General features: G+C 71.0%; 10 protein-coding genes and 1 rRNA gene. 5 read left to right on the forward strand and 6 right to left on the reverse strand.

Going from position 1 to position 13390, the window contains the following annotated elements:
• Window positions 1-149: 149 nt before the first annotated feature.
• The 5 genes from IE325_RS46360 to mtnA form a co-directional block, all read right to left on the reverse strand.
• Window positions 150-1253, reverse strand: a complete 1104-nt coding sequence (locus tag IE325_RS46360) for a ComF family protein (RefSeq protein WP_229912284.1) — start codon at window positions 1251-1253, stop codon at window positions 150-152.
• Between the two features lie 232 nt (window positions 1254-1485).
• On the reverse strand, window positions 1486-3324 hold the full coding sequence (locus IE325_RS37565; RefSeq protein ID WP_190074648.1) for an LpqB family beta-propeller domain-containing protein: 1839 nt from the start codon (window positions 3322-3324) through the stop codon (window positions 1486-1488).
• Window positions 3314-5392 carry an MtrAB system histidine kinase MtrB gene (mtrB, locus tag IE325_RS37570; RefSeq protein ID WP_190074649.1) on the reverse strand — a complete coding sequence of 693 codons (2079 nt, stop codon included), beginning with the start codon at window positions 5390-5392 and terminating at the stop codon, window positions 3314-3316. The genes IE325_RS37565 and mtrB overlap by 11 nt, the downstream gene beginning before the upstream one ends.
• 1 nt (window position 5393) lies before the next feature.
• Window positions 5394-6083, reverse strand: a complete 690-nt coding sequence (mtrA, locus tag IE325_RS37575) for a two-component system response regulator MtrA (protein WP_015659998.1) — start codon at window positions 6081-6083, stop codon at window positions 5394-5396.
• A gap of 161 nt (window positions 6084-6244) precedes the next feature.
• Window positions 6245-7396 carry an S-methyl-5-thioribose-1-phosphate isomerase gene (gene mtnA / locus IE325_RS37580; RefSeq protein WP_190074650.1) on the reverse strand — a complete coding sequence of 384 codons (1152 nt, stop codon included), beginning with the start codon at window positions 7394-7396 and terminating at the stop codon, window positions 6245-6247.
• A gap of 140 nt (window positions 7397-7536) precedes the next feature.
• On the opposite strand from mtnA, the gene IE325_RS37585 reads away from it, so the two are divergent.
• Genes IE325_RS37585 through IE325_RS37605 form a run of 5 tightly spaced genes read left to right on the forward strand, consistent with a single transcriptional unit; the run spans window position 7537 to window position 13090 of the window.
• Window positions 7537-8871: a DUF7847 domain-containing protein gene (locus tag IE325_RS37585; protein WP_190074651.1), complete on the forward strand. Its 1335-nt coding sequence runs from the start codon at window positions 7537-7539 to the stop codon at window positions 8869-8871.
• Between the two features lie 4 nt (window positions 8872-8875).
• Window positions 8876-9595 (forward strand): DUF4129 domain-containing protein, encoded by a 720-nt coding sequence (locus IE325_RS37590; protein ID WP_190074652.1) that lies wholly within the window; start codon window positions 8876-8878, stop codon window positions 9593-9595.
• Window positions 9592-10791, forward strand: coding sequence for a DUF4350 domain-containing protein (locus IE325_RS37595; protein ID WP_190074653.1), 1200 nt, complete (start codon window positions 9592-9594; stop codon window positions 10789-10791). The genes IE325_RS37590 and IE325_RS37595 overlap by 4 nt, the downstream gene beginning before the upstream one ends.
• Window positions 10791-11780 carry an AAA family ATPase gene (locus tag IE325_RS37600; RefSeq protein WP_190074660.1) on the forward strand — a complete coding sequence of 330 codons (990 nt, stop codon included), beginning with the start codon at window positions 10791-10793 and terminating at the stop codon, window positions 11778-11780. Before IE325_RS37595 ends, IE325_RS37600 begins: the two co-directional genes overlap by 1 nt.
• Window positions 11780-13090 carry a DUF58 domain-containing protein gene (locus IE325_RS37605; protein ID WP_190074654.1) on the forward strand — a complete coding sequence of 437 codons (1311 nt, stop codon included), beginning with the start codon at window positions 11780-11782 and terminating at the stop codon, window positions 13088-13090. The genes IE325_RS37600 and IE325_RS37605 overlap by 1 nt, the downstream gene beginning before the upstream one ends.
• 107 nt (window positions 13091-13197) lie before the next feature.
• Here the strand turns inward: IE325_RS37605 and rrf are convergent.
• Window positions 13198-13314: ribosomal RNA gene (gene rrf / locus IE325_RS37610) — 5S ribosomal RNA — on the reverse strand.
• Between the last annotated feature and the right edge of the window lie 76 nt (window positions 13315-13390).

Raw genomic sequence — 13390 nt, forward strand, 5'->3', positions numbered from 1 at the left:
CACGGCATTCGGATAGGACGGGATGGCCTGCGCCTTTCCCTCACAACCGAACATATCTCGCCCGGACGGATGTCGTCACCCTCTACTGCGGCGTACCTCCGTTCAGGTGAATTGACCCTCTCGTTACCTGCAACGATGCAAGTTCGCAGTCAGTTCCGGTTTATTTCGAAAGAATCCGGAGACGCTGCGACCACGGCCGCGCAGATCAGGTCATGAGCCGATCCAAGACCCATGATTCCCGGCCTCTGACGCGTTCGCCGCACAGCGCCCTCCAACGATCCAGCCGTTCGTTCCCCTGTGCTTTCCCGACTTCCCGCCGCGTACACGGCGGTTGTCCCCGCACCACACTCATCCCGCCCATCGGTCCCCCATCCATACGCGTCCGTCTCCCCTTCCGTTCCGCCGTATACGCCCGGGCCGCGCCCGACCCACGGCACCGCGCCACCCTGGGCTGCCGAACCCGCCGTACGGCCACGCGGGTCCACCCTCACCGCCCTCTCGGCCAGTGCGGACCGCAAGGCCCGCGCCGCCTCCGCCAGGGACGCACCCGTCGTCATCAGGTCGTCGACCAACACCACCGGACCGCCACCCGCGAGCAGCCTGCCTCCCCCGGGAGCCACCGTCAGCGCGCCCGCGAGATTGTCCTGCCGCTGCCGGGAGTTGAGCCCCGACTGATCGGCCACCGCACGCCCCTGCCGCAGCACGGCGAGCACCCTCGCCGGCGTCCCGGCCCGCCGCAGCTCACCCGCCGCCGCGAGCGCGATCCGCCGGGCGGGATCATGCCCTCTCGCCCGCACCGCCCCACGCGCCGACGGAACAGGCACGAGCAGCACAGGCGCACCCGCCTCCCCGAACCCCTCCACCCCGTCAGCCCGCACCTGAGAGCCCCGGGACGGCCCAGCCCGCCCGGACGCCCCGCCGTCGCCCGCACCGGGCACTCCGCCGCCCTGCGCCCATGCCTGCCGCAGTCCCGCCCGCACGGCCCCCGCAAGGGCCGCTCCGAGCGGCGCCGCGAGCGCCAGAGCGCCACGTTCCTTATGGGCCAGCAGCATGGCCCGCGCCTCGTCCGCGTACCGGGCCGCCGCGTGCACGACCGGCAGCCCAGGCGGCTCCGGCACCGGTCGCACCCGGCTCGGTGCGGTCCCGCTCAGGACGGCACGGCACTCCGGGCAGAGCACCGTGCGAGGCCTTCCACAGCCTCCGCACTCGGCCGGCAGCACCAGGTCGGTGAGGTCCTGCCACCACCCCCGCATGCCCACCACTCTGCCAACGCCCGCGCCGACCGGCCACCCCTGTGGATAACTCCCTGTGGATAACTCCGGCCGCCACGCCCAGGCCTACTTCCGGGGCCCCGCCCCGTCCCGCCGGATTCCCGTCCCGAATACCGCCGCACAAAACAAGCGGCCGTTTCCGGCCGGAGTCCCACTCCAACCGGAAACGGCCGCCACACTCACCGTCCTCAAGCCATGAAGGCCGAACGAATCCTCACCCCGGATAAACCGGCGCCATCCCGTCCGCCACCACCTTCTGCCACTGGGCCCCGGACGGCAGCCGCACGACCCCGTCCTCCGAATACCCGACCAGCGGCAGCCGCGCGTCCTCGGACGCGGTGATCTCTTTCACTCCGCTGAGTGCCGCGGGCGCCGGCCCCTCCGGCGTGGAACCGTCGACCTGCACATACCGCAGCGTCTGCACGCCACCCTTCTCGCGCCCGACCACGACGAGCCTGCTGTCACCGGCCCACGACATGGCCGTGACCTCCTCCAACTCGGGTGTCGCGGAGCGTAGTTCATGCACGGAGACGGCCGAACGCTCGCCCGACTTCCCGTCCTCGCCCCGTTCGATCCGTCCGATCAGCAGCGAGGACTTGTCGCCCTGCTTCACCACGAGCGCGATGCGCACGCCGTCCGCGGCCACCCGTACGGACTCGATCCGCCCCTCCAGCCCGGGTGGCGTCTTCACGACCACCGGATCGCCCACGCCCTCCTTCAGCAGGAGCAGCCGAGGGTTGTCGGGATCACGGTCGGCCACCCAGAGATCGCCCTGGGCGTCCCAGCTGGGCGCCGAGAGCCGCTCGTCCTCAGTCTTGCCCGCACTCGTCAGCTCGGGATCCCCCAGCGGACCGCCGGCGACCAGCGCACCTACGTAGAGGTTCTTGCCGTCGAGGCCGACGCCCGCCGCCATGTCCTCGTCACGCGACACCGCCGCCGACTTCAGCTGCGTGCCACCGTCGCCCAGGGCACCGGGCACGGGGTCGGGGCTGGTGCCGTTGGTGGCGGCGGCCAGCCGTACCAGCCGGTGCTTGTCGTCGAGGAGGTACAGATAGTCGGCGCGCTCCACCGACCCGCGAGTGGCGACGGCCTCCGCCTGTTCCCCGTTCGACGTGCACAGCTGCCTGCCACCCGCCTTCAGCACGACCTCGTCCACGGTCGGGGTGAGGTTCTGCAGGGTGAACAGCAGCTGAGCGGCCATCTCGTTGCACTTGGTGGGCCCGACCCGCGCCGCCTTGTCGTTCAGCGGCACGGTCAGCCGGTTCTGGTCGTCGGGCGTCAGCGTGGTGACGCCCTTCAGTGCCGTGCCCGTGGGGAAGCTCGACCTGACCACCGGATTGAGCCAGCTGGTGGGCCCCTTGAGCAGGGAACGAACCGTCTGCGTCATGGGATCCACGTTCCGGCGCACATATACGGGGTCGGCGACGGCGGCCGTGTGCGGGGAGGTCCCGAGCGTGGTGTTCGTGGCGAAGTAGTACTTGTCGACGGACATGTAGTTGCGCTGGAAGTCCGACCTGCCCACGACGACACCGCGCGGCGGCACGTCGATGCGCCACTGCTTGGTCTTCTTGTCCCGGGTCAGGTGCATCGACTCGCTGTACTCCCCGCTCGCCGGCGAGTACGACTGCTGCCCGTCGACCGTGGCGACCTTGGTCCCGGACAGCGTGTACGAGAGGTTGTCGGTCTCCTCCCGGCCCCCCAGGCGGTCATTGTCGGCGCTCGGCCCGTCGGCGAGCACCATCGTGGACACCAGGGGCCGCCAGTTCTCCGACGCCTCCTTCGTCAGGTACATGCGCGCGATCTCGTAGTCCGGATCGTCGCTGGTCAGTGCCTCCAGGAAGCCCGACACGATCTCCGAGGACGAGGCGTCCTCATGCGGCGGCATGGCGAAGACCCGTACCTGGGTGTCCTGGCGGGGCGTGGACTCCACGCCCCGCAGATCGCCGCTGTCGGGCATCGAGGCGCACCCGGCCAGCAGTACGACGCCACAGGCGGCGTACGCCGCCGCGCGCCCCGGCCTGCGCCGGGCGCCCCCCTCGCGGTCAGCGGCCACGAGATGCCTCCCCATGCCTGCTCGAATCCTCGTTCTGCCCGGCCTCCTCGCTCGGCGGCTCTGCCTCACCGGGCGGGTCGTCGTGGTGCCGTGCGCCCGAAGCGGGCCGGGGGACCACTCGCGCGCCGTTGCCGGGCAGCGCCGTCGGATCGGCCTTGGGGACCGCCGCCGACCCCAGGCGGGGCGCGATCGGGTCCCTGGACGGCATCGCGGGCGCCTGGTCACCGCCTGGCTGAGCAGGCACCGTCGCGGCCTTCTCACTGCCACCGCGCGGCAGACCGGCGTCATTAAGTCCACGATTGCGTCGTGAGTCCTTGGGCTCCAGGGGTATCGGCGACCCCCGGAGCGGCTCGTCCGCCGTCCGGGGCAGCGTCAGCCGGAACTGTGAGCCGCCACCAGGCTCGCCCCACGCCTGGAGCCAGCCGCCGTGCAGCCGCGCGTCCTCCAGCGCGATGGACAGCCCCAGACCCGTACCGCCCGTGGTACGCGCGCGTGCCGGGTCGGCCCGCCAGAAGCGGCTGAAGACCCGGGTCGCCTCACCGGGCTTGAGCCCTACGCCGTAGTCCCGCACCGCGACCGCGACCGCCCCGCCCGCCGAAGCGAGCTTGACGACGACGTCCCTGCCCTCGCCGTGCTCGACGGCGTTGACTACGAGGTTGCGCAGCACGCGCTCGACCCGCCGGGCGTCGGCCTCGGCGACGATGGGCTGCTGGTCGCCGACGATGCGTATCTCGGTGCCCTTGCGGTCGGCGAGCGGCTCGGCCCCGCTGACGACGCGCCGCACGACCTCCCTGAGGTCGATCGGCTCGGCCTCCAGCGCCGCCGCGCCCGCGTCGAACCGGCTGATCTCCAGCAGATCGGCGAGCAGCGACTCGAACCGGTCCAGTTGGTCGGCGAGCAGTTCCGCCGACCGCGCGGTCACGGGATCGAAGTCCTCCCGCGCCTCATGGATGACGTCGGCGGCCATGCGCACGGTCGTCAACGGCGTCCGCAACTCGTGCGAAACGTCGGACACGAACCGTCGCTGCATCCGCGACAGGTCCTCCAGCTGCTGAATCTTCAACTGCAGGTTCTGCGCCATCTTGTTGAAGGCCTCGCCGAGCCGCGCGATGTCGTCCTCGCCGGTGACCTTCATCCGTTCCTGCAGCCGCCCGGCCGACAGCCGCTCGGCGATCCCGGCCGCCATCCGCACCGGCGTGACGACCTGGCGCACCACGAGCCAGGCGATGGCCCCGAGGAGTACGACGACGAAGAGCCCTGCGGTGGCCAGCGTCCCCTTGACCAGGCTCAGCGACTTCTCCTCCTGAGTGAGCGGGAAGAGGTAGTAGAGCTGATACGGGTCATCGTTGGGGTCGTTGACCTGCTTGCCGATGACCAGAGCCGGCTGTGAATCTTTGTGCGCAGCGCTCAGGTAGACGATGCGGGTGTAGCTCTGGAACGCGCCCGTAGCGCTGTCGATCCGCTCACGCAGTGCCTCGGGCACGCTCGCCGTCGGGTCGACAAGGCCGGAGCCACGCCGCCCTCGTCCGCCGCTGTCACTTCCCGCGGAGGCGGGGAGCGTCACCACCTCGAAGGCGCCCTGCCCGCCACTGGAGAGCGAGGAGACGAGCTCGGTCATCCACGAGCTGACGTTTTGGTGGAAACGCTCGTCCGTCGTCGAACCGTCGTCAGCTGTCCCGGCCGCCACCTCTTCCGCCCGCTGCTTGGCCGCCGCGAAACCGCCCGTCGCCTGGCTCTGCGAGGCCTTCACCTTGGCGTCCAGCAGGCCGTTGCGCACCTGCCCGATGACGACGAAGCCCAGCAGCAGGACGACGCCCAGCGACATCAGCAGGGTCGTGACGACGACCTTGAGCTGGATGTTGCGTCGCCACAGCCGCATGACGGGCAGCAACGGCCGACGCACCCAGCGCAGCAGGAGCCGAAGGACCGGGCTGCCCTGGACTCCGCCCTGAAGCAACCCGCCCTCTAGAAATCGTCCCCAGCGGGAGCCCGCCGATTTCCGGCCGACAGGCCGCTCCGGACGGGCCCCGGTCCGACCGGGGGCCGCAGCGGCGCTGTCCCCGGTCATGTCAGCTCGGTCCTGCCTTGTAGCCGACGCCACGGACGGTCACGACGATCTCCGGCCGCTCCGGGTCCTTCTCGACCTTGGAGCGCAGCCGCTGCACATGCACATTGACCAGTCGGGTGTCGGCCGCGTGCCGGTAGCCCCACACCTGCTCCAGGAGCACCTCACGCGTGAACACCTGCCACGGCTTGCGCGCCAGCGCGACCAGCAGGTCGAACTCCAGCGGCGTCAGCGCGATCGACTGCCCGTCCCGCTTCACGGAGTGCCCCGCCACGTCGATCACCAGGTCACCGATGGCGAGCTGCTCCGGCGCCGGCTCCTCCGACCTCCGCAGCCGCGCCCGGATCCGGGCGACGAGCTCCTTCGGCTTGAACGGCTTGACGATGTAGTCATCGGCACCGGACTCCAGGCCCACGACGACATCGACGGTGTCGCTCTTGGCCGTCAGCATCACGATCGGCACCCCGGACTCCGCCCTGATCAGACGGCACACCTCGATACCGTCCCGCCCGGGCAGCATCAGGTCCAGCAGCACCAGATCGGGCTTGGTCTCCCTGAACGCGGCCAGCGCCTTGTCGCCGTCGGCCACGAAAGACGGCTCAAAACCTTCACCACGCAGCACAATGCCGAGCATCTCGGCCAGTGCGGTGTCGTCGTCGACGACAAGGACTCGTCCCTTCATAAACGACATCATCCCATTCTCATAACAGTGGCGAAGGCTCAGGTGAGGTAGGTCACCGGCCAGTGACCTTAGTCGTAGGCAGTCGCCACTGTCTGCCCTCGCCCCCATCACAGGCAGTGACCTTTGGGCAGGTTTGCCCCACTCTGCCTGCCCAACCGGTTCCGGCCTCTAGGTCACAACGCCTGTGTCACCTGCCGTGACCTGGCCCACAGCTCGGCCAGCGCCTCACCCGTCACCGGCGACACCGCCCCCTCTTCCGTCACGATCGCCGTCACCAGCTCGGGCGGCGTGACATCGAACGCCGGGTTGTACGCCTGCGTCCCCAGCGGCGCCACCGGAATCCCGCCCCCCGGCTCCCCGCCCGCCACCGGCGCCTGAGGCGCGGCAACCTCGGTCACCTCGAACCCGGGCCGCTGCTCGACCTCGATCGACGCCCCGTCCGCCGTGTCCATGTCCACCGTCGTCAGCGGCGCCACCACGATGAACGGCACATGGTGATAGCGCGCCAGCACCGCCAGCGGATAACTCCCGACCTTGTTCGCCACCGATCCGTCGGCCGCGATCCGATCCGCCCCGATCAGCACCGCGTCCACCTCACCGGCGGCGAACAGCGAACCCGCGGCGTTGTCCGTGAGCAGGGTGTACGCCATCCCGTTGCGCGCCGCCTCGTACGCCGTCAGCCGAGCCCCCTGCAGCAGGGGCCGCGTCTCGTCCACCCACAACCGCCTGAGCTGCCCGGCCCGGTGAGCGGCGAGCGCCACCGCGAACGCCGTGCCCTCTCCGCCCGACACCAGCGCCCCGGTGTTGCAGTGCGTCAGGATGCGATGCCCACCACCCGGCAACAGCTCGTCCAGCAGCGCCAGTCCCCGCTCGGCCATGCGTGCGCTGGCCTCGGCATCCTCCTTGTGCAGCGCCCGCGCAGCACCCAGCGCCTCAGCCGCGGCCTGCTCCACGTTCCCGCTCCTGGCGAGTTCGCCCTGGTACGCCGACTGGGCCCGGCGCACACCAACGGCGAGGTTCACCGCGGTGGGCCGAGCGCCGGCCAGCGACTCCGCGGCGTCGTCCACGTCGAACCCGCGCGCGGCGGCGAGCGCGACGCCGTACGCCCCGGCGATCCCGAGCAGCGGCGCCCCGCGCACGGCCAGCGAACGGATCGCCTCCACCAGCGCGGGCGCATCCGTACAGACCAGCTCGACCTCCTCGGCCGGCAGTCTCGTCTGGTCGAGAAGGACCAGTACGGGACCTTCAGGTGGTTCGTCCCATCGGATCGCCGGAATCTCGATCGGCCTGCCGTCCTCGCCGGATTGCGCGTGCTGATCAGCCATGTGGCCAGTCTGCCCCTTGTACGGCGGACAATTGAAGGCGCACAGCCCATACCGCGGTCGGGACCCATCCGACCACCCCATGGCACGATGGCTGCCAACCTGCCGCCGCGACCGCGGACGGGCACCGTGAAGGAGCGACGATGAAAGACACTCCGGGCTGGGCCTCGCCCGGATCCGCCCCGTCCGACGGACAGGAACCCGGCGCGACCGGCCCTGCCGAGCCCGCAGATCGCCCCGACCCCGCGCAGCAGCCGGGAACGGACCCACAGGGCGCCGGCCCGAAGTGGTCCAAGGAGCAGCCGCCACCCGCCCAGTGGTCCGCCCCGACAGGCCCCGATGCCCCCGGCCAGACCCCACCGCCCCCGCCACCACCCGGCCCCGGCGGCTGGGGCGCCCCGCCCGCAGGCCCCGGCGGATACGGCGGCGGCCACCCCGGCTACGGCCCTCCCGGCGGATACGGCGGCTGGGGAGCAGGCTGGGGCGGACCTCCGCCCGCGGCCAAGCCCGGCGTGATCCCGCTGCGCCCCCTCGGCGTCGGCGAGATCCTCGACGGCGCGGTCTCCACCATGCGCACCTACTGGCGTACGGTCCTCGGCATCTCCCTGACCGTCGCCGTCGTGACGGAGATCCTCGTCATCCTCGTCCAGGGCTTCGTCCTGAACGACCGCGTCAACACCGCGGCGCTCAACGACCCGAGCGCCAGCCTCGACGAGCTGACCCGCGCCATGGGCGACGCCATGCTCAGCTCCAGCGTGATCTTCCTGATCTCGATCATCGGCGCGATCGTGGCGACCGCCCTGCTGACGACGGTCACCAGCCGCGCGGTGCTCGGCAAGTCGGTGACCACCGGCGAGGCCTGGCGCGACGCGCGCCCCCAGGTACCGCGGCTCTTCGGCCTGCTCTTCCTGCTTCTGCTCATGACCTTCGGCGTGGTGTTCCTGAGCGCCCTGCCCGGCATCCTCGTGGCCGGCGCGGGCTCCGGCGACGCGGGCGTGGCCCTCACCGTCCTGGGCGTCATCGGCGGCTTCGTCGTCGCACTGTGGCTGTGGTTCCGCTTCTCCCTCGCCTCTCCCGCGCTGATGCTGGAGAAGCAGGGCATCGTGAAGGCCCTCAGCCGTTCCGCGAAGCTGGTCCGCGGCTCCTGGTGGCGCGTCTTCGGCATCCAGCTGCTGGCCACGATCATCGCGAACATCATCGCGGCGATCGTCGTCATCCCCTTCACCTTCCTCGCCGCCGCCCTCAGCGGCGACGCCTCCGCCAACATCCTCGAAGGCGCCACCGACCTCGGCTGGACATTCCTCATCGTCAGCGGTGTCGGCTCGGTGATCGGCTCCATGATCACCTTCCCGATCACGGCCGGCGTCACCGTCCTGCTCTACATCGACCAGCGCATCCGCCGCGAGGCCCTCGACCTCGAACTGGCCCGCGCGGCCGGCGTCCAGGGCTACGGCGCCACCGACACTCCGGGGAGCTGAACCGTTGATCCTTGCGGGGGGAGTTCTCACCACGGCGTCAGCGGTGCTCGCACGCTCCGACGACGAGCCGCCCCTGACGATCCCGCGCGACCCCGCCCGGGAAGCGGCCCGGCGCGAGCTGTCCAAGGGCATGTACCACGAGAACGAACCCAGCTGGTTCCAGCGTGCCCTGGACGCCTTCTGGGACTGGGTGGAGGACCTGTTCAGCAGCGCCTCGACCGTCACGCCCGGAGGGCCGCTCGGCCTGGTCGTCGTCATCCTGGTCATCGTGGCGGTGCTCGGCGCCCTGTGGTGGCGCCTGGGCACCCCACGCCGCCAACCCACGTCCTCCGCCGCCCTGTTCGACGACCGCCCCCGCAGCGCCGCCGAACACCGAGCCGCCGCCGAGGCACACGCCGCCCAGGGCCACTGGAACCAGGCCGTCCAGGAACGGATGCGCGCCATCGTCCGCTCACTGGAGGAACGCGCGCTCCTCGACGTCCGCCCCGGCCGCACCGCGGACGAGGCCGCCGCCGAAGCCGGCCGCTCCCTACCCGCCCACGCGGACCGACTGCGCGCCGCCGCCCGGGACTTCGACGACGTGACATACGGCGGACGGGCCGCGCCGCAGCAGACGTACCAGCGCATCGCGGAACTCGACCGCGACCTGGAGAACACCAAGCCCCAGCTCGCGAGCAGCGCCCCCAGCACGGCCCACAACGCCCGCCAGGGAGCCGCCGAATGACCACCGAGGCCACGCTCCCGTCCACCTCGGCCTCGCGCACCCCACGCCAGGTGTGGACCCGCGCGCGAGGGGTCATCCTCGCCGTCGTCCTCCTGCTGGTGGCGGCGGTCGTGATCGCCACCATCCGCTCCGACGCCCGCCACGGCACCCTCGACCCACGCTCCGCCGACCCCAAGGGCAGCCGAGCCGTCGCCGAACTCCTCGCCGACCGCGGCGTGGACACCCGCATCGTAACCACCCTGGACGAGGCACGCGCCGCGTCCGCCGCGGACACCACCCTCCTGGTCGCCGCCCCCGACCTGCTGACGGAGCGTCAACAGTCCGCGCTGCACTCGGCGACCGACGGCTCCGGCGGGCGCACCCTCCTCGTCGCCCCCGGAAGCTGGTCCGTCGAACGACTCGTCCCCGGAGTCACCGCGGACCCCGCCACCAGCCTCGACTCCGAGCTCGCCCCCGACTGCGCCCTGCCCGCCGCCCAGCGCGCCGGCACCGCCGACCTCGGCGGCATCCGTTACACCACGACCCACCTCGACGCCGACGAGTGCTACCCCAGCGAGCGCCTGGCCACCCTCCTGCGTGTCCCGACTACCGAGGACGGCGACACCGTCGTCCTCGGCGCGCCCGACATCCTCCACAACGAACGCCTCGACGAGCAGGGCAACGCCTCCCTCGCCCTTCAACTCCTCGGCTCCCGCCCCCATTTGGTCTGGTACCTCCCCTCGCTCTCCGACACGTCGGCCGCCGACGAGGACGACGAACGCAGCTTCTTCGACCTGCTCCCCTCGGGCTGGCTCTGGGGCACACTCCAGCTCTTCATCGCCGCATGCCTGGCCGCCTTCTGGAGGGCACGCCGACTTGGCCCCCTGGTGCCCGAAAAACTCCCCGTGGCGATCCGCGCCTCCGAAACCGTCGAAGGCCGCGCCCGCCTCTACCGCAAGGCCAATGCCCGCGACCGCGCGGCCGCCGCTCTTCGCTCCACCACCCGCACGCGCCTCGCCCCCCTCGTAGGTGTCCCCGTCTCCCAGGCGCACGCGCCCGAGGCCCTGCTCCCCGCCCTGTCCGCCCACCTCCGCAACCACGGAGACGGACAGACCCTGCACACCCTCCTCTTCGGCCCGCCGCCCGGCGACGACGCCGCACTCATCTCCCTCGCCGACCAACTCGACGCCCTCGAAAGAGAGGTACGCCGTCCATGATGGACCCGACCACTGACAACGCCGGGACCACCGGGGACCCGGGCACCGCCCGCGCGTCCCTGGAAGCCCTGCGCGCCGAGATCGCCAAAGCCGTGGTCGGCCAGGACCCCGCAGTGACCGGCCTCGTCGTCGCCCTCCTCTGCCGCGGCCACGTCCTACTAGAAGGAGTCCCCGGGGTCGCCAAAACGTTGCTCGTCCGCGCCCTCGCATCCGCACTCGAACTCGACACCAAGCGCGTCCAGTTCACCCCCGACCTCATGCCGAGCGACGTCACGGGCTCCCTCGTCTACGACGCCCGAACCGCAGAGTTCTCCTTCCAGCCCGGCCCGGTCTTCACCAACCTCCTCCTCGCGGACGAGATCAACCGCACCCCGCCGAAGACCCAGTCCTCCCTCCTGGAAGCCATGGAGGAACGCCAGGTCACGGTCGACGGCACACCCCGCCCGCTCCCGGACCCCTTCCTGGTCGCGGCCACCCAGAACCCGGTCGAGTACGAGGGCACGTACCCCCTCCCCGAGGCCCAGCTGGACCGTTTCCTCCTCAAGCTCACGATCCCGCTCCCCTCCCGCCAGGACGAGATCGATGTCCTCACCCGCCACGCCGAGGGCTTCAACCCACGCGACCTCCGCTCCGCCGGCGTACGCCCCGTAGCAGGCCCGGCCGACCTGGAAGCGGCACGCGCGGCAGTCGCCAAGACCACGATCTCCCCCGAGATCACGGCCTACGTCGTCGACATCTGCCGAGCCACCCGGGAATCACCGTCCCTGACCCTGGGCGTCTCCCCCCGCGGCGCCACGGCCCTCCTCGCCACCGCCCGCGCCTGGGCCTGGCTGACCGGCCGCGACTACGTCATCCCCGACGACGTGAAGGCCCTGGCCCTGCCCACCCTCCGCCACCGCGTACAGCTCCGCCCCGAGGCAGAGATGGAAGGCGTCACAGCCGACTCCGTGATCAACGCGATCCTCGCCCACGTCCCCGTCCCCCGCTGATGGCCCTCACCGGACGCGCCGCACTCCTGGCAGCCCTGGGCTCCCTCCCCGTAGGCATCTGGGACCCCAGCTGGACGGGCATCCTCGCGGTCAACGCCCCATTGCTGGCAGCCTGCGCCTGCGACTTCGCTCTGGCAGCCCCCGTACGCCGACTGGGCCTGACGCGCTCCGGCGACACTTCCGCGCGCCTGGGCGAAGCAGCCGACGTCACCCTGACGATCACGAACCCGTCCAGCCGCCCCCTGCGCGCCCACCTCCGCGACGCCTGGCCCCCCAGCAGCTGGGAACCCGGCACAGAAATGGCGGCCTCCCGCCACCGCGTCACCATCCCTGCCGGCGAACGCCGCCGCATCACCACACGCCTACGCCCCACCCGCCGAGGCGACCGCCAGGCCGACCGCGTGACAATCCGTTCCTACGGCCCCCTGCGCCTCTTCTCCCGCCAGGGCACCCACAAAGCCCCGTGGACGGTACGGGTCCTCCCCCCGTTCACAAGCCGCAAGCACCTGCCGTCCAAACTGGCCCGCCTACGCGAACTCGACGGCCGCACCAGCGTCCTCACCCGCGGCGAGGGCACAGAATTCGACAGCCTGCGCGAATACGTCCCCGGCGACGACACCCGCTCCATCGACTGGCGCGCTACGGCCCGACAGTCCACGGTCGCCGTACGCACCTGGCGTCCCGAACGCGACCGCCACATCCTCCTCGTCCTGGACACCGGCCGCACCTCAGCAGGCCGAGTAGGCGACGCCCCCCGCCTCGACGCCTCCATGGACGCGGCCCTGCTCCTGGCCGCCCTCGCGTCCCGGGCCGGCGACCGCGTGGACCTCCTCGCCTACGACCGCCGAGTACGCGCCCTGGTACAGGGCCGCACAGCGGGCGACGTCCTCCCCTCCCTGGTCAACGCGATGGCCACCCTCGAACCCGAGCTGATCGAAACGGACGCCCGAAGCCTCACCGCTACGGCCGTCCGAGCAGCTCCCCGCCACTCCCTGATCGTGCTCCTCACAACCCTCGACGCGGCCCCGATCGAGGAGGGCCTGCTCCCCGTCCTCACTCAGCTCACCCAGCGCCACACAGTCCTGCTGGCCTCAGTGGCCGACCCCCACATCGCCCAAATGGCAACCTCGCGGGGAAACACGGACTCGGTGTACGAGGCCGCAGCCGCCGCTCAGTCCCAGAGCGAACGCCACCGCACGGCAGACCAGCTCCGCCGACGCGGCGTTACGGTCGTCGACGCAACGCCGGAGGAACTCGCGCCGGCACTGGCAGACGCGTATCTGGCCCTCAAGACAACAGGCCGTCTGTAATCAACAAAAAAGGGCCCTTCAAAGGAGGGCCCTTCCCAACGTACACGCATCACAAATACAGAAAGCCCCCGAACCGGTATCCCCGGCCGGGGGCTCTCTCAAATTTTGTTCGGCGGCGTCCTACTCTCCCACAGGGTCCCCCCTGCAGTACCATCGGCGCTGTAAGGCTTAGCTTCCGGGTTCGGAATGTAACCGGGCGTTTCCCTCACGCTATAACCACCGAAACACTATGAAACTGTGACCGGACATGACACGGTCGTTGTCTCAGAACCAACACAGTGGACGCGAGCCTCTATGGAC

Origin of the sequence: Streptomyces lanatus, assembly GCF_014655715.1 — a bacterium.
Classification (GTDB): Bacteria; Actinomycetota; Actinomycetes; order Streptomycetales; family Streptomycetaceae; genus Streptomyces; species Streptomyces lanatus.